This window comes from Cupriavidus sp. C2SS-8b (genome assembly GCF_057073745.1).
In genome coordinates, this window is the sequence record NZ_CP172716.1 from 3,364,944 (window position 1) to 3,381,625 (window position 16,682).

The following is a 16,682-nucleotide window of genomic DNA, read 5'->3' on the forward strand; positions in this document are numbered from 1 at the left end:
CTAAAACACACTGGTTATAGGATCAAGCCTTACGGGCAATTAGTACTGGTTAGCTTAACGCATTACTGCGCTTCCACACCCAGCCTATCAACGTCCTGGTCTCGAACGACCCTTCAAGGCGGTCAAGCCGCCAGGGAATCCTCATCTTCAGGCGAGTTTCCCGCTTAGATGCTTTCAGCGGTTATCTCTTCCGTACATAGCTACCCTGCGATGCCTCTGGCGAGACAACAGGTACACCAGCGGTACGTCCACTCCGGTCCTCTCGTACTAGGAGCAGCCCCCGTCAAGATTCCAACGCCCACGGCAGATAGGGACCAAACTGTCTCACGACGTTTTAAACCCAGCTCACGTACCTCTTTAAATGGCGAACAGCCATACCCTTGGGACCGGCTACAGCCCCAGGATGAGATGAGCCGACATCGAGGTGCCAAACACCGCCGTCGATATGAACTCTTGGGCGGTATCAGCCTGTTATCCCCAGAGTACCTTTTATCCGTTGAGCGATGGCCCTTCCATTCAGAACCACCGGATCACTATGTCCTGCTTTCGCACCTGCTCGACTTGTCGGTCTCGCAGTTAAGCACGCTTTTGCCATTGCACTTTAGGTACGATGTCCGACCGTACCAAGCGTACCTTCGAACTCCTCCGTTACACTTTGGGAGGAGACCGCCCCAGTCAAACTGCCTACCATGCACTGTCCCCGACCCGGATTCACGGGCCAAGGTTAGAACCTCAAACAAACCAGGGTGGTATTTCAAGGACGGCTCCACGTAGACTAGCGTCCACGCTTCAAAGCCTCCCACCTATCCTACACAGATCGGTTCAAAGTCCAATGCAAAGCTACAGTAAAGGTTCATGGGGTCTTTCCGTCTAGCCGCGGGGAGATTGCATCATCACAAACACTTCAACTTCGCTGAGTCTCGGGAGGAGACAGTGTGGCCATCGTTACGCCATTCGTGCAGGTCGGAACTTACCCGACAAGGAATTTCGCTACCTTAGGACCGTTATAGTTACGGCCGCCGTTTACCGGGACTTCAATCAAGAGCTTGCACCCCATCATTTAATCTTCCGGCACCGGGCAGGCGTCACACCCTATACGTCCACTTTCGTGTTTGCAGAGTGCTGTGTTTTTATTAAACAGTCGCAGCCACCATTTTATTGCAACCCCTTCACCCTTCTGGCGCAGGCCAGTCAAGCTACCAGGGCGTACCTTATCCCGAAGTTACGGTACCAATTTGCCGAGTTCCTTCTCCCGAGTTCTCTCAAGCGCCTTAGAATACTCATCTCGCCCACCTGTGTCGGTTTGCGGTACGGTCTCGTATGACTGAAGCTTAGAGGCTTTTCTTGGAACCACTTCCAATTGCTTCGCAGCACTAGGCCGCTCGCCCCACATCCTTGAATCCCGCGCCCGGATTTGCCTAAGCGCCTTCTCCAATGCAGGGACCGGGACTTCCAACACCCGGACAACCTTCCGCGATCCGTCCCCCCATCGCATCATACGACGGTGCAGGAATATTAACCTGCTTCCCATCAGCTACGCATCTCTGCCTCGCCTTAGGGGCCGACTCACCCTACGCCGATGAACGTTGCGTAGGAAACCTTGGGCTTACGGCGAGGGGGCCTTTCACCCCCTTTATCGCTACTCATGTCAGCATTCGCACTTCCGATACCTCCAGCATCCTTTACAAGACACCTTCACAGGCTTACGGAACGCTCTCCTACCACGCACATTGCTGTGCGTCCGCAGCTTCGGTATATAGCTTAGCCCCGTTACATCTTCCGCGCAGGACGACTCGATCAGTGAGCTATTACGCTTTCTTTAAAGGGTGGCTGCTTCTAAGCCAACCTCCTGACTGTTTTAGCCTTCCCACTTCGTTTCCCACTTAGCTATATTTGGGGACCTTAGCTGGCGGTCTGGGTTGTTTCCCTCTTGACACCGGACGTTAGCACCCGATGTCTGTCTCCCGTGATTGCACTCTTCGGTATTCGGAGTTTGCTATGGCGGGGTAATCAGCAATAGACCCCCCAACCATGACAGTGCTCTACCCCCGAAGGTGAGACACGAGGCACTACCTAAATAGTTTTCGGAGAGAACCAGCTATTTCCAGATTTGTTTAGCCTTTCACCCCTATCCACAGCTCATCCCCTAACTTTTCAACGTTAGTGGGTTCGGTCCTCCAGTACGTGTTACCGCACCTTCAACCTGGCCATGGATAGATCATCTGGTTTCGGGTCTACACCCAGCGACTGAACGCCCTGTTCGGACTCGCTTTCGCTACGCCTGCCCTAATCGGTTAAGCTTGCCACTGAATGTAAGTCGCTGACCCATTATACAAAAGGTACGCCGTCACCCGTTTCCAGGCTCCGACTGTTTGTATGCATGCGGTTTCAGGATCTATTTCACTCCCCTCCCGGGGTTCTTTTCGCCTTTCCCTCACGGTACTGGTTCACTATCGGTCGATCACGAGTATTTAGCCTTGGAGGATGGTCCCCCCATCTTCAGACAGGATTTCACGTGTCCCGCCCTACTTCTCGTACACCTAGTTCCACAACGCTGTTTTCGCATACAGGGCTATCACCTGCTATGGCCGGGCTTTCCATCCCGTTCTGCTAACAACACTGCTAAAGAGTACAAGGCTCTTCCCATTTCGTTCGCCACTACTCTGGGAATCTCGGTTGATTTCTGTTCCTGCAGCTACTTAGATGTTTCAGTTCGCCGCGTTCGCTTCCCTTGCCTATGTATTCAGCAAGGGATGACCCATGCGGGCCGGGTTTCCCCATTCGGACATCTCCGGATCAAAGCTTGTTTGCCAGCTCCCCGAAGCTTTTCGCAGGCTACCGCGTCCTTCATCGCCTGTGATCGCCAAGGCATCCACCACATGCACTTGTTCGCTTGACCCTATAACGAGTGTGTCTCAGCGACACTATCGCTACAGGTGAGTTCTCGCATTTGTGCCGTATTCCAAGTCATCTTTCGATCACTTAAATACATTTTGGTTGATACAATCACAACCCGGTATCGCGTTTGTACTGCAGCGTCTCATCAACGCTCGCGCGACACCTTTACTACATCCCATATTGTTAAAGAACAGCCGATGCGCAGGATAGACCCGCGCTCGCTTGGCAATGCCAAAGGGAAGCACTCAATCAAATGCTTTCCTTTGACAACCAATTCCAGGTTTCCGCAACTCACTCGTCAGAGCGATGGTGGAGGATGACGGGATCGAACCGACGACCCCCTGCTTGCAAAGCAGGTGCTCTCCCAGCTGAGCTAATCCCCCCTCGGATAACTTGGTGGGTCTGGTAGGACTTGAACCTACGACCCCCGCCTTATCAAGACGGTGCTCTAACCACCTGAGCTACAGACCCTTGGCTGTAACAGCAAACAAACCGATAAGTGTGGACACTGGACACGCAGAACGCGCGCCTCTGGAAAGGAGGTGATCCAGCCGCACCTTCCGATACGGCTACCTTGTTACGACTTCACCCCAGTCATGAACCCTGCCGTGGTAATCGCCCTCCTTGCGGTTAGGCTAACTACTTCTGGCAAAACCCACTCCCATGGTGTGACGGGCGGTGTGTACAAGACCCGGGAACGTATTCACCGCGGCATGCTGATCCGCGATTACTAGCGATTCCAGCTTCACGTAGTCGAGTTGCAGACTACGATCCGGACTACGATGCGTTTTCTGGGATTAGCTCCCCCTCGCGGGTTGGCAACCCTCTGTACGCACCATTGTATGACGTGTGAAGCCCTACCCATAAGGGCCATGAGGACTTGACGTCATCCCCACCTTCCTCCGGTTTGTCACCGGCAGTCTCTCTAGAGTGCCCTTTCGTAGCAACTAGAGACAAGGGTTGCGCTCGTTGCGGGACTTAACCCAACATCTCACGACACGAGCTGACGACAGCCATGCAGCACCTGTGTCCACTTTCCCTTTCGGGCACCTGATGCATCTCTGCTTCGTTAGTGGCATGTCAAGGGTAGGTAAGGTTTTTCGCGTTGCATCGAATTAATCCACATCATCCACCGCTTGTGCGGGTCCCCGTCAATTCCTTTGAGTTTTAATCTTGCGACCGTACTCCCCAGGCGGTCAACTTCACGCGTTAGCTACGTTACTGAAGAAATGAATCCCCAACAACTAGTTGACATCGTTTAGGGCGTGGACTACCAGGGTATCTAATCCTGTTTGCTCCCCACGCTTTCGTGCATGAGCGTCAGTGACGTCCCAGGGGGCTGCCTTCGCCATCGGTATTCCTCCACATCTCTACGCATTTCACTGCTACACGTGGAATTCTACCCCCCTCTGACATACTCTAGCCTGACAGTCACAAGCGCCATTCCCAAGTTAAGCTCGGGGATTTCACGCCTGTCTTATCAAACCGCCTGCGCACGCTTTACGCCCAGTAATTCCGATTAACGCTCGCACCCTACGTATTACCGCGGCTGCTGGCACGTAGTTAGCCGGTGCTTATTCTTCCGGTACCGTCATCCGCCCCAGGTATTAACCAGGACGTTTTCTTTCCGGACAAAAGTGCTTTACAACCCGAAGGCCTTCTTCACACACGCGGCATTGCTGGATCAGGGTTGCCCCCATTGTCCAAAATTCCCCACTGCTGCCTCCCGTAGGAGTCTGGGCCGTGTCTCAGTCCCAGTGTGGCTGATCGTCCTCTCAGACCAGCTACTGATCGTCGCCTTGGTAGGCCTTTACCCCACCAACTAGCTAATCAGACATCGGCCGCTCCTGTCGCGCGAGGCCGTTACCGGTCCCCCGCTTTCACCCTCAGGTCGTATGCGGTATTAGCTAATCTTTCGACTAGTTATCCCCCACGACAGGGCACGTTCCGATGTATTACTCACCCGTTCGCCACTCGCCGCCAGGCCGAAGCCCGCGCTGCCGTTCGACTTGCATGTGTAAGGCATGCCGCCAGCGTTCAATCTGAGCCAGGATCAAACTCTTCAGTTCAATCTCTGTGTGGGTCCGAAGACCCTCGCTCTTTCGAGCGGTCGCTCACTCTCAGAAAACTGACTGACCAGATCCGAAGACCCAGTCACGTTTTGCTGTGCGAGCACTGTATAACTTGTGAAGCTCCGAAGTCCGAAGACCTCGTGCGTCCGCTACCCAGCGCCCACACTTATCGGTTGTTTGGTTGTTAAAGAACTTCGCTGCCGGCTTTGCCGTTCAGCGCGCTGCGTTGTCTGCAGCAGAGAAACGAGATTATGTAGCACTTTCTTCGTTTCGTCAACCAGGTCAGCAATCTTTTTTGCTCCGGTTCGTCGCGCCAACTTCGCGCCGCCGAACCACCCGATCAACCCAGCAACCCTTGCTACGTCTGCTTTGCAGCGCCGCGTTGTGTTGCGAGGGGGCGAATAGTACGGGGGTGCGCCGGCTTTGGCAAGCGATTCAGCGAAATAATTCCAGGCGACAGAAAACGGCGTATGAAACGTGAGAAGGCGCGCATTGGCGCTATCCGCTCACTGTTCGGGCGCCCCTCCAAATGCCAGTGTGCATTTATATAAGGATGTTCTGGACAGACGACTGCCCTAAGCGCCACATGCGCGCGTTTGTCATGCACGACACGATGATTCATCATCGAAGACTTCAACATCTCGCTACTGCCCGCCCTTGCGGAGACTTCCATGACCATCCGGATCGTTCGACTGGGTTCCCCGCGCGCCGCGGATGAAGGCCTTCGCATTGGCACGGTCCGACGCCCGCCTCGGGGCGTCCCCAAGGCAGAGTTTGCCAGCCGCGATTACTACGATGTCTGGTATCCCGTCCTGTCGCCCTCAGCCGAACTGGTCGCCGAGGCACTTTCCGCCGAGGACGATAAAGCCTGGCGCACCTTCGTCAGGCATTTCCGCAAGGAGATGACCGCGCCCGATGCCAGCCATACGCTGGACCTGCTGGCAGCGCTTTCGCATAAGGCCAATTTCTCCGTTGGCTGCTATTGCGAAGACGAGGCGCACTGTCACCGCTCGGTACTGCGCGAACTGCTCGCCGAGCGCGGCGCACAAATCGCCTGACGAAGATCCTGTCACCCGCAACGGCGCGCGGCTATGATGCGACGCTTGTCCGGGCCCGGGCCGCAAACCCGGCCCGGCCATCCTTTCTTCGCCCTGATTCCCGATGGTCCTGAACTTCGTCTGGCTCGGTTTCTTCCTGACCGCCTTCCTGGCGGCGTGCATACGGCTCGCCAACGGCGACGTTGCCGTGTTTCCGGCGATGCTGGCCAGCCTGTTCGACAGCGCCCGCACGGCATTCGAGATTGCCTTGGGACTGGCCGGGATCATGAGCCTCTGGCTCGGCATCATGCGCATCGGCGAGCGCGCGGGCGTCGTGGATGCCTTTGCGCGACTGGTCAACCCGCTGCTGCGCCACTTTTTCCCCGGCGTGCCGCAAGGCCATCCGGCCCAGGGCGCAATGATGATGAACTTCTCGGCCAACCTGCTCGGGCTGGACAACGCTGCGACGCCGCTAGGCCTCAACGCGATGCGCGAACTCCAGACACTGAACCCGCGTCCCGAGGTGGCCACCGATGCCCAGATCATGTTCATCGTACTGAACACCGCTGGCCTGACGCTGATCCCGACTTCGGTCATCGCCATGCGGCAGGCCATTGCGATCAAGCAAGGGCTGGTCGGGTTCAATGCGGCGGATATCTTCCTTCCAACGCTGCTGGCGACCGGTGGCTCATTCGTGGCAGGCCTGCTGGCGGTGGCCTGGGTCCAACGGCTGAACCTGTTCCGGCCGGCCGTGCTCGCCGCCTTTGCTCTGGCCGCGCTAGGCTTGGGCGGACTCCTGGCCTGGCTTCGCCATGCGTCACCGGATAGGGTGAGCCAGCTCACGGCCCTGGCAGGCAGCGGCTTCATTCTGTCGCTGATCACTGTCTTCCTGGTGTGCGGCGCCATACGCCGCATCAACGTCTACGAGGCCTTTATTGAAGGCGCCAAGGAAGGCTTCGGCGTCGCCGTGCAGATCATTCCCTACCTTGTTGCGATCCTGGTGGCAATCGGGCTATTCCGAGCTACCGGATGTATGGACATTCTGATGCATGGCCTGACAACCGGCTTCTCCCGGCTCGGTCTGGATACGGAGTTCGTGCCCGCGCTGCCCGTCGGATTGATGAAGATCCTGTCCGGCGCCGGCGCCCGCGGACTGATGGTCGATGTGATGACCACCTATGGCGTGGAGTCCTTCCAGGGCCGGCTTGCAGCCATTATCCAGGGATCGACCGAGACTACGTTCTATGTCCTGGCGGTCTATTTCGGCAGCGTCAACGTGCGCAATACGCGGCAAGCCCTCGCATGCGCGCTCGTTGCTGATGTCGCTGGTTTGTTCTGCGCTGTCGGAGCTGCCTATCTGTTTCGATAGAATTCAAAAAAGCGTCGCCTGCGCTGCCCCAGAACAAAATTCGGGCGCCCCCGTTGTAGCAACACAACATCAATGTGTCAAAAACAGAACATTCCCTGACCGCTGCTTGGTGCGTTGCAGCAAGACGTGTATAGTGAAGTCTGTCTCCTCCACCACCTCGGTGGATTCCAACCCGCGCAGAACACTGCGCGGGTTTTTTTTGCCCGAAATTTGGCAAAGCTGACGCCTCCATTGGATTTCCGTCGCGACCGTGGGCGCAATCGAGAACCGGACCCGAACTTGAGGCGATTGCCTGGCTATGATGCAACAGTGCTGCAGATCGTTGCGGACGACACATGGATTCACTGATTTGCCGCATCGCACCAATTCTGCCGTCGCGGAGCGCAGCCAGTTGTTTCACCATGCCCGATCCGAGGCGAGGGTCGATTTGCCGCCTTTACCACGCCGACCGATGTCCTAGACTGTTGTCATTGATTCGTCGACCGCACGAGGGGTACGCCATGTCCGCTGTCTCGTTTCCTCGCGCCACCCCGACCTACTGCGCGGTCAGCCTGAGGCTGTCCTGCCCGGCAACGGTCAACGGTAGTCCAACCCGGTATTCCGTCACAGCCGAAGCGCTCGAAGCGCACTTCGGCGCGCGTTCGCCGCGCGAGGAGGACCTGCTGGCTGCGTTCGCCAGCAATCGCCAGCGCATCGAGCAACTGGCGGAAAGCCTGTTCGAACTGACCGAGGCCCGCGAGATCGTGCTGCGCAGCGGACATTTCCGCTTCGCCGGCTGACGGCCGGCCGCGCCCGGTACTCAGTCCGCGGCGCCTTCACCGCGCACCAGCAGCACCGGCATGGTGGATTGCCGGATCACCGCCTCGGCCACGCTGCCCAGCACCAGCCGGCGCACGCCGCGCCGCCCATGCGTGCCAATCACGAGCAAATCGGCCCCCCACTGACGAGCCGCTTCATTGATGGAGGCGCCGATGTCGCCCGGTATGGGTGCTTCGCTCACGAGCCTGGTTTCGTGCTTCACATTGGCGGCGGCCAGGTGCCTGGCGGCCTCTTCGAGCGCGCGCTGCCCACTCTCTACGAATGCCTTCTGAACCTGGCTTGGATCGTAGAAGCCCGCATCGAAGAGCGGCGTCGCGCTGTCCACGACATAGAGCGCGAGCACGGTTGCGCCGCCCGGGCCCGCCACCCGAACCGCCTCATCCAGGGCCAGGGTGGACGTGCTGCTGCCGTCCACCGCTACCACGATCTTGCTGTACGCCGCGCCGGTCATCTTCGTTACCTCCGTAGACAGGAAAAGGGAATGGTGGCTGCAGGCCGCCTTTCCCATACTACACGTGCTGCCTGCGGCACGCGGCGAGGAGCCGCATGCTAGATTACGCGCGACCTCCAACGATGAGATGAGAAGCGTGGCGGAATCCGGATGGACTCGCTAGTCACAGCTGCCGCTCGCGCGCTGGCGTCAGGTGACCCGCTCGGCGCGCTCAACCGCGTCGCCCTCCGTGACGATGCTCCGGCGCTGGCGCTCCGTGGGATCGCCATGGCGCAACTGGGCGATTTCGCCCGCGCCAAGGCACTGTTGCGTGCCGCCGCACGCGCGTTCGGCCCGAAGGAGGCGGTGGCAAGCGCGCGTTGCATCGTCGCCGAGGCCGAAATCGCCCTCGCCTCGCGCGATCTGGGCTGGCCAGTCCGGGCGCTCGACGCGGCGCGCGCCACGCTGGAAGCGCACGGCGACCGAGCCAACGCAGCGCATGCCCACTATCTGCAGGTCCGTCGCCTGCTGCTGACCGGCCATCTCGATGAGGCTGAACACAGGCTTGCCGGACTGGACCTCACTACGCCCCTGCCGCCCGCCCTGCGGGCCGCGCACGAACTTGTCGCGGCCGGCATCGCAATCCGGCGCCTGCGGACGACGGCGGCCCGCGTCGCCCTCGTCCGGGCCGCCGACGCGGCGCGTCAGGCCGGCATTCCTGCCTTGATGGCCGAAGTGGAAACCGCCTCCGTCGTCCTCGATACGCCTGCTGCACGCTTGCTCAAGCGCGGCAGCGAGCGGTTGCTCCGTCTCGACGAAGTGGAAACGCTGCTGGCCTCCGCAACGCTGGTGGTCGATGCGTGTCGCCTCGTCGTGCGCAAAAACGACAGCGTGGTCGCGCTCGCCCGGCGCCCGGTGTTGTTCGCCCTTGCACGCATGCTCGGTGAAGCGTGGCCCGACGATGTGCCGCGCGACACGCTGATCGCGCGCGCCTTCCGCACGAAGTTCTCCGATGCCTCGCACCGTGCGCGGCTGCGCGTGGAAATCGGCCGGCTTCGCGCGGCGCTCGGGCCGCTGGGCGACATCACGGCGACCGGCCGCGGATTCGCGCTCGCGCCGCGCGATGCCACCGATGTCGCCGTGCTGGCACTGCCCGTCGAAGACGCCTACGCCACCGTACTTGCCTGCCTGGCCGACGGCGAGTCGTGGTCAAGCTCAGCCCTGGCGCTTGCGCTCGGCGCGAGCCAGCGCACCATGCAGCGCGCCCTCGATGCCCTGGCGGCAACAGGCAAGGTGCAGCCCGTCGGCCACGGCCGCGCGCGTCGCTGGATGACGCCCCCTATCCCCGGATTCGCGACGACCTTGTTACTCCCTGCGCCGCTGCCAGGCAGCTAGCATGAAACGCACATAACCCGTGACGAGGACAGGAACATGAAGCGATCATCAGCAGCGGAAATCATTCGGGAATACGGCCCGTTCCCCGGCGTCGACGCCATCCACGGCGTCACCTACGACGGGCGCCAGGTATGGTTCGCCTCCGGCGACAAGCTCAATGCGCTCGATCCGGCCAGCGGGCAGACGGTGCGTGCCATCGAAATACCCGCACATGCGGGAACAGCGTTCGACGGACGGCACTTGTTCCAGATCTCCGAGAGCCGCATCGAGAAAATCGATCCACAGACCGGCCGCGTGCTTGCCACCATTCCCGCGCCCGGCGGCGGAGGCGACTCGGGTCTGGCCTGGGCGGAAGGATCTCTCTGGGTGGGGCAATATCGCGAGCGAAAGATCCACCAGCTTGACCCGGAAACCGGCAAAGTGCTTCGCACCCTGGAGTCGAGCCGCTTCGTGACCGGCGTCACATGGGTCGATGGCGAACTATGGCACGGCACGTGGGAAGGCGAAGCCAGCGACCTGCGGCGCATTGATCCTCGCTCCGGCGAAGTGTTGGAGCGCCTCGAAATGCCGGCGGGTGTCAGCGTGAGCGGGCTCGAATCCGATGGCGGGGACCAGTTCTACTGCGGCGGCGGCAGCAGCGGAAAGCTCAGGGCGGTGCGCCGCCCAAGGAAGGATGCCGCGCAGGCATGAGGCGCCTAGCTTGAGCTGAGTTGCATACGCGCCAGCAGCGGCAGGTGATCGGAGGCGAGCCGCGCGAGCGGGCTGCGGTGGCTTGCCACCGCGACCAGGTGCGCGCGCGGCGAGGTCCAGATCCGATCGAGCGCGAGCAGCGGGCAGCGCGACGGAAACGTCGAGACATGCGGCGTGCGCTCGAAATACGCATGCAACCAGCGCAACGGCCGGCCCCAGAGGAACCATTCATTGACATCGCCCAGCAGGATGGTCGGCTGGGCCGGGACTTCGGCCAGCGCCGTCAGCAGCTTGCGCACCTGCGCGCGGCGTTCGCCGGGGCGCAGGCCGAGGTGCGTGGCGATCACGCGCAATGCGAAGGTGCCGGACTCGATCGCATCACAGGCGAGCTGCGCATCGATGGCGCCGCGCGGCTCGTACCCGTTCACGCTGAGATCGATGTGACGAACGGCCGTCGGCGGGTAGCGCGTCAGCAAGGCATTGCCATAGTCGCCGTCATCGCGCACCAGCGTCGGTCCCGGTATCGCGTGCAGCCCCGTATGTTCGGACAGGAAGCGCAGCATGTCGAAGCCGGTGGCGCGGGTTTCCACCTCCTGCAGCGCGACCAGGTCGGCGCGCAGTTCGCGCAGCACTTCGCAGATCCGCTTGGGTACGAAGTGCCCGTCAGTACCGACGCCGCCGTGGATGTTGTAGCTGGCCACCACGATTTCGGCATGCCTGGCCGCCACGGCCGGGGTGGGCGCGTTCATCGCGCCCTCTCGCTCGATGCGGCGCGCGTGCCGCACGTGTGGCTGGCACCTGTGCCGTATGCAGGGGCTTGAGCCCGTGTGCGGCGCTGCCGTCGTCGCCGCAGCAACAGCCACAGGCCGGCGGGCAGCAACAACACAAGCCCCAGCAGCGCGAATGTCGCGGCGCCGGGATTGTGCGCCACGGCGGCGATGCGGTCGACCAATGACGCCGACACGATGATGCCCGGCGACATGCCGATGGCGGTGCCGAGCAGGCAATCGCGCAGGCGGATGCGCGACGCGCCGACCACGAGATTGACCAGCGTGAACGGCGCCACCGGCACGAGTCTTAGCGCCACCATCGCCAGCACCCCGTGCTGGCCGACCCGCTGGCTGAGCCGGTTCAGCCGCCGGCCGCCAAAGCGCTGCACCGCATCGCGCCCGAGCAGGCGTCCGGCCGTGTAGCCCGCTGCCGTGCCCAGCACCGTGCCGGCCAGCGCCACCGCCCCCCCATACAACGGCCCGAACACCACCAGCGTCACCACGATCAGCACGGTCACGGGGAACATCGTCAGCCCGCCCACGACATACGCGCCCATCATGACGAACGGGGCCAGGGGCATGTCATCGACCCGTTCCACCAGCGCCAGCAGATGCCGGAAGTCGGCCCACTCGCGCAGCGGCGTGTAGCGCCATGCGAACACCACGCCGGCCAGCGCGAGCACGAAAGCCACCAGCATGGCCACGTGGCTGGCCGCGCGCGGCCGCGTCTCGTGGCCGATGAACTCGGTCATCACCTGATCGGTGTCGATCGGCTCGATCGGGTCGAGCAGCGTGGCGTCGGGCAGCACGGCGTCGACATCTTCGGCAACGCTCGGCGTAAAAGGCTCCAGCGTGCGGCCTTCGGTCCGATGCAGCGCGCGCAGCGCTTCATGCAGCCGGGGATGCGTTGCCATCGCCTGATGCAGCACCTCGGGCGCGACCGCCAGGTGTTCGCAAAGCAGCCGGTCGCGCATCGCGCGGATCGAAGCCGCGATACGGGCGTCGCCGTTCGATTCGATCACCAGGTTGCATTCGGTATCGAGCCCGAAGGACCGGTTGCTGAGGTTCGCCGAGCCGATCGTCAGCAGGCGGTCGTCCACGACCATCACCTTGCTGTGGACGTTGACGCAGGCACTTCGCAAGCCGGGCACTTCCGGACAATAGAGCTGGAACCGACCGTGCGCATCGGCAGCGCGCAGATCCCGGCAGAGCCGCGCGCGCAGCACGCCCATGGTGGCCTCCTCCAGCCAGCCGCTTTCCGTGCGGCGCGAGACCAAGGCAATGTCGGGCCCTTCGGGGTCGCGCAGGCGCGACGCAAAGGCGTCGGCAATCAATCCTGAACTGAAGTACTGGTTTTCGAGGTAGAGGCTGCTTTGCGCGGCGGCGATCGCATCGGCGTGGAGTGCGCGGATTTCGCTGACGACGGGCGCATCGTCGCGGGCCGGATACGTGCGGCTGATGCCGACCGGCAATTCGGTGGCATCCGGTGAGACCTTGCTGGGCCAGGGGTCCGACTGCGGCATCTCCGGTACATGCGGATGGCGGCCCGTCGCGTGCAGCCAGCGCTCGGCCGCGAGGTCGCCCAAGGCGCGCGCGGCCGCGCCATCGACCATGCACTGCACGTCATGGAACGGCGCGTAAGGCTTGCCGTCCGGATCGATCCGGCGCGGGTCGTCGGCACGGTGGTCTGGGGTATCCCAGCGGCGGATGGTCAGGTCCAGCCCGCCCACGAACGCAAGACAGTGATCGATGACCACCACCTTCTGGTGGTGCGATGCGCCGGCAGGGTGACTTCCATCCAGGCAGAACGACAGCCGGCGGTGTGCCTGCCAGTGCTGCCGCGCCGCGGGCAGGAATTGGCGCTCGAACGCAAACACCATGGCGAAATCCCAGCTCAGCACATAGATGTGCAGGCCGCTGCGGCGCGCGCACAGGGCATTGAGAAAATCGCGAAGCTGGGCCGGCAGGCCATCGTCCGGCCCGTCGTGCGCTAGTCGCACTCGGCTATCGATGTCCCATCCGAGGATGAAGATGGTTTGCTCGGCACGTGCCAGGGCCTCCCGCAGCGCGGTGAAGTAGGCATCCGCATCGACCAGCATTGCAAAGCGCGCGCATGGCTCCACGCGCCAGCAGTTGTGCCCGGGACGCAGCAGCGAAGCTTGAGCATCGTTTGTCATGGCGAACAGTACGCCGCGCAAGTTTCGTACCGATCGCCCAGTCATTGAATCGAGCCCGCACGCGAGCCCATGTCGCGCCGGCTTTACTTGTCTTTGTAAAAGTTCCCAGGACGCTGCTTCCGGGCCAGGTCGCGTTGGCGCATTCCGTTTAATTGACCGACCGGTCGGCTTATATATAATGGGGCCGAACCCAGGCGCAAGCCGGTCGCGAGAACCGGGCGCCGCCAAAGGAGGCTCCTATGTACACGCAGAGTCTGGACTTGCCCGGCAATCCCGCTGCGGTCGCTCCATCCGAGCCTGGCCTCGACGACGCCAGCCGCCAGGCGGCGTTCGATGCGCGCATGGCCGCCGACAGCAAGATCGAGCCGCAGGACTGGATGCCGCAGGCCTACCGCAAGACGCTGGTCCGGCAGATCTCGCAGCACGCGCACTCCGAAATCGTCGGCATGCTGCCTGAAGGCAATTGGATCAGCCGCGCGCCATCGCTCAAGCGCAAGGCCATCCTGCTGGCCAAGGTGCAGGATGAAGGCGGCCATGGCCTCTATCTCTATTCCGCCGCAGAAACGCTGAACGCCTCGCGCGACGAAATGATCGATGCGCTGCACACCGGCCGGGCCAAGTATTCGTCGATCTTCAATTACCCGACGCTCACCTGGGCCGACGTCGGCGTGATCGGCTGGCTGGTCGACGGCGCTGCGATCATGAACCAGATTCCGCTGTGCCGCTGCTCGTACGGGCCGTATGCGCGCGCGATGATCCGCATCTGCAAGGAAGAGTCGTTCCACCAGCGCCAGGGCTTCGACGCGCTGCTGGCGATGATGCGCGGAACCGACGCCCAGCGCGAGATGGTGCAGGACGCCGTCAACCGCTGGTGGTTCCCTGTGCTGATGATGTTCGGGCCGCCTGACGCCGCGTCCACCAACAGCACCCAGACCATGGCCTGGGGTATCAAACGCATCTCGAATGACGACCTGCGCCGGAAATTCGTCGATGCGACGGTCGAGCAGGCCAAGGTACTCGGCGTCACGCTGCCCGATCCGGGCCTGCAATGGAATGACGAGCGCGGCCACTACGACTACAGTCCGCTGGACTGGGACGAGTTCTGGCGCGTGATCAATGGCGACGGGCCGTGCAACCGCGAGCGCCTGGCTACGCGCGTGAAGGCCCATGACGATGGCGCGTGGGTGCGCGAAGCCGCGCTGGCTCACGCCGCGAAGCAAACCGCGCGCGAAGCGCAGCGCCAAGCCGCCTGAGGCAACGGACAAGGAGACCAGCATGACCCGGAACGAATGGCCGCTGTGGGAAGTGTTCGTGCGCAGCAAGCAGGGCTTGGAGCACAAGCATTGCGGCAGCCTGCATGCGGCCGACGCGCAGCAGGCGCTGCACATGGCTCGCGACGTCTATACGCGCCGCCAGGAAGGCGTGTCGATCTGGGTGGTGCCGTCGACCGCCATCACCGCCAGCGCGCCCGAGGAAAAGGCCGAGCTGTTCGACCCGATGGCCGACAAGATCTACCGCCATCCGACCTTTTACCAGCTGCCCGACGAAGTCAACCACATGTAAGGGCCCGCCACCATGACGACCCCGACGCCCGACCTCGCGCTGTCGCACCTGCCGCCCGAGCGCACCGCGGCGCTGCGCTACGTGCTGCGGCTTGCCGACAACGCGCTGATCCTTGGCCAGCGCAATGCCGAGTGGTGCGGCCACGGTCCGGTGCTCGAAGAGGACATCGCGCTGGCCAATATCAGCCTGGACCTGATCGGCCAGTCCCGGCTGCTCTACGCCCACGCCGGCGAACTCGAAGGCGCACTGACCGGCCGGCCGCGCCATGAGGACGACTACGCGTACTGGCGCGGCGAACGCGAGTTCGGCAACTGGACGCTGGCCGAGCTGCCCCACAGCGGCCCGCTGGCCGGCACCGCTAGCAGCGACCGCGACTACGCCGTCACCATCACGCGCAATTTCCTGTACAGCGCGCTGATGGTCGAGCTGTGGAACGTGCTGCAGGCCAGCACCGACGCAGGGCTGGCCGCCATCGCGGCGAAGTCGGCCAAGGAAGCGCGCTATCACCTGCACCACGCCGCCGGCTGGATGGTCCGCCTTGGCGACGGCACCGAGGACTCGCACCGGCGCATGCAGCGCGCGCTCGACCATCTGATGCCGTATATGAACGAGTGCTTTGCCGGCGATGACGTGGAGCAGATCGCTGCCGCGCAGGGCGTGGCCGTGCCCACCTCGGACCTGCGCGATGCATGGGAGGCAACGATCGACGAGACCCTGGAGGTCGCCACGCTAGACAAGCCGGTTCCCAGCGCCTTCGTGTCCACCGGCAAGCATGGGCTGCATTCGGAGCATATGAGCTACCTGCTGGCCGAGATGCAGAGCCTGGCGCGCGCCCATCCCGGCGCGCAGTGGTAGCGCGCGCAACAGGAAACTGACATGCGCATCGTGGCCGACTCCGAATCCGATTTCGACAGCGCCGCCAAACGCACAGCGCTTGCCTGGATTGCGCTGGAAGCCGTTCCCGACCCAGAAATCCCGGTGGTATCGATCCGCGACCTCGGCATCCTGCGCGAGATCGCAGTGGCTAACGGTGCCGTGCTCGAAATCACGATCACGCCGACCTATTCCGGCTGCCCGGCCATGTCGCAGATCGCGGAGGATATCGGCCACGCGCTTGACGCGGCCGGGCTCGGGCCGTGGCGCATCCGCACCGCCCTGTCGCCGGCATGGACGACCGAGTGGATCAGCGATGCCGCGCGCGAGCGCCTGCGCGAGTTCGGCATTGCCCCGCCGCAGCCGTGCGGCATGGCGGCCACGACGCCGGTCATGCAGCCCCTGAATTTCGTACCACGCGCGGCACGCGCCGAGGCGCCGGATACGGTAGCGTGCCCGCGCTGCGGCAGCTTTCACACGCAGGAAATCTCGCGCTTCGCGTCGACGGCCTGCAAGGCGCTCTATCGCTGCCTGGACTGCCGCGAGCCGTTCGACTACTTCAAACCCTATTAATTTGCTGATCCACCGT

The 16,682-nt window shown here is 62.3% G+C and carries 12 protein-coding genes, 2 tRNA genes and 2 rRNA genes; 9 read left to right on the top strand and 7 right to left on the bottom strand.

Features of this window, described 5'->3' with window-relative positions; genetic code table 11:
- Positions 1-18: 18 nt before the first annotated feature.
- From ACIGJB_RS15650 to ACIGJB_RS15665, 4 genes are all read right to left on the bottom strand, one after another.
- Positions 19-2,899 (bottom strand): 23S ribosomal RNA (locus ACIGJB_RS15650).
- 306 nt (positions 2,900-3,205) lie between these two features.
- A tRNA-Ala gene (locus ACIGJB_RS15655) sits at positions 3,206-3,281 on the bottom strand.
- Between the two features lie 11 nt (positions 3,282-3,292).
- A tRNA-Ile gene (locus tag ACIGJB_RS15660) sits at positions 3,293-3,369 on the bottom strand.
- 64 nt (positions 3,370-3,433) lie between these two features.
- Positions 3,434-4,967 (bottom strand): 16S ribosomal RNA (locus ACIGJB_RS15665).
- Together the 16S and 23S rRNA genes with 2 tRNA genes alongside form the textbook arrangement of a ribosomal RNA operon.
- A 674-nt stretch (positions 4,968-5,641) precedes the next feature.
- Here ACIGJB_RS15665 and ACIGJB_RS15670 point away from each other — a divergent pair.
- From ACIGJB_RS15670 to ACIGJB_RS15680, 3 genes are all read left to right on the top strand, one after another.
- Positions 5,642-6,028, top strand: a complete 387-nt coding sequence (locus ACIGJB_RS15670; RefSeq protein WP_483730598.1) for a DUF488 domain-containing protein — start codon at positions 5,642-5,644, stop codon at positions 6,026-6,028.
- A 103-nt stretch (positions 6,029-6,131) separates the two neighbouring features.
- Positions 6,132-7,376 (top strand): nucleoside recognition domain-containing protein, encoded by a 1,245-nt coding sequence (locus ACIGJB_RS15675; RefSeq protein WP_483730599.1) that lies wholly within the window; start codon positions 6,132-6,134, stop codon positions 7,374-7,376.
- A gap of 500 nt (positions 7,377-7,876) precedes the next feature.
- Positions 7,877-8,155 (top strand): DUF1488 family protein, encoded by a 279-nt coding sequence (locus ACIGJB_RS15680; protein WP_483730600.1) that lies wholly within the window; start codon positions 7,877-7,879, stop codon positions 8,153-8,155.
- 20 nt (positions 8,156-8,175) lie between these two features.
- On the opposite strand, the gene ACIGJB_RS15685 is transcribed toward ACIGJB_RS15680, so the two are convergent.
- Positions 8,176-8,646, bottom strand: coding sequence for a universal stress protein (locus ACIGJB_RS15685; protein WP_483730601.1), 471 nt, complete (start codon positions 8,644-8,646; stop codon positions 8,176-8,178).
- Positions 8,647-8,796: 150 nt separating this feature from the next.
- Here ACIGJB_RS15685 and ACIGJB_RS15690 point away from each other — a divergent pair, with 150 nt between their 5' ends.
- Together ACIGJB_RS15690 and ACIGJB_RS15695 are read left to right on the top strand one after the other, a co-directional pair.
- Positions 8,797-10,020 (top strand): helix-turn-helix domain-containing protein, encoded by a 1,224-nt coding sequence (locus tag ACIGJB_RS15690; protein ID WP_483730602.1) that lies wholly within the window; start codon positions 8,797-8,799, stop codon positions 10,018-10,020.
- A gap of 36 nt (positions 10,021-10,056) precedes the next feature.
- Positions 10,057-10,710, top strand: coding sequence for a Vgb family protein (locus ACIGJB_RS15695; RefSeq protein WP_483730603.1), 654 nt, complete (start codon positions 10,057-10,059; stop codon positions 10,708-10,710).
- A 5-nt stretch (positions 10,711-10,715) separates the two neighbouring features.
- On the opposite strand, the gene ACIGJB_RS15700 is transcribed toward ACIGJB_RS15695, so the two are convergent.
- A complete protein-coding gene (locus ACIGJB_RS15700; RefSeq protein WP_483730604.1) occupies positions 10,716-11,459 on the bottom strand; it encodes an endonuclease/exonuclease/phosphatase family protein in 744 nt (247 codons plus the stop codon).
- Positions 11,456-13,657 carry a VTT domain-containing protein gene (locus tag ACIGJB_RS15705; protein ID WP_483730605.1) on the bottom strand — a complete coding sequence of 734 codons (2,202 nt, stop codon included), beginning with the start codon at positions 13,655-13,657 and terminating at the stop codon, positions 11,456-11,458. Before ACIGJB_RS15705 ends, ACIGJB_RS15700 begins: the two co-directional genes overlap by 4 nt.
- A 239-nt stretch (positions 13,658-13,896) precedes the next feature.
- On the opposite strand from ACIGJB_RS15705, the gene paaA reads away from it, so the two are divergent.
- From paaA to paaD, 4 genes are read left to right on the top strand one after another with little or no spacing between them, the layout of a single operon-like run.
- Positions 13,897-14,910 carry a 1,2-phenylacetyl-CoA epoxidase subunit PaaA gene (paaA, locus tag ACIGJB_RS15710; RefSeq protein ID WP_483730606.1) on the top strand — a complete coding sequence of 338 codons (1,014 nt, stop codon included), beginning with the start codon at positions 13,897-13,899 and terminating at the stop codon, positions 14,908-14,910.
- A 22-nt stretch (positions 14,911-14,932) separates the two neighbouring features.
- Entirely contained in the window at positions 14,933-15,220 is a 288-nt protein-coding gene (gene paaB / locus ACIGJB_RS15715) for a 1,2-phenylacetyl-CoA epoxidase subunit PaaB (protein ID WP_483709668.1), read from the top strand.
- Positions 15,221-15,232: 12 nt separating this feature from the next.
- Positions 15,233-16,075 carry a 1,2-phenylacetyl-CoA epoxidase subunit PaaC gene (gene paaC / locus ACIGJB_RS15720; protein WP_483730607.1) on the top strand — a complete coding sequence of 281 codons (843 nt, stop codon included), beginning with the start codon at positions 15,233-15,235 and terminating at the stop codon, positions 16,073-16,075.
- Positions 16,076-16,096: 21 nt separating this feature from the next.
- Positions 16,097-16,666: a 1,2-phenylacetyl-CoA epoxidase subunit PaaD gene (gene paaD / locus ACIGJB_RS15725; RefSeq protein ID WP_483730608.1), complete on the top strand. Its 570-nt coding sequence runs from the start codon at positions 16,097-16,099 to the stop codon at positions 16,664-16,666.
- The last annotated feature ends 16 nt before the right edge of the window (positions 16,667-16,682 follow it).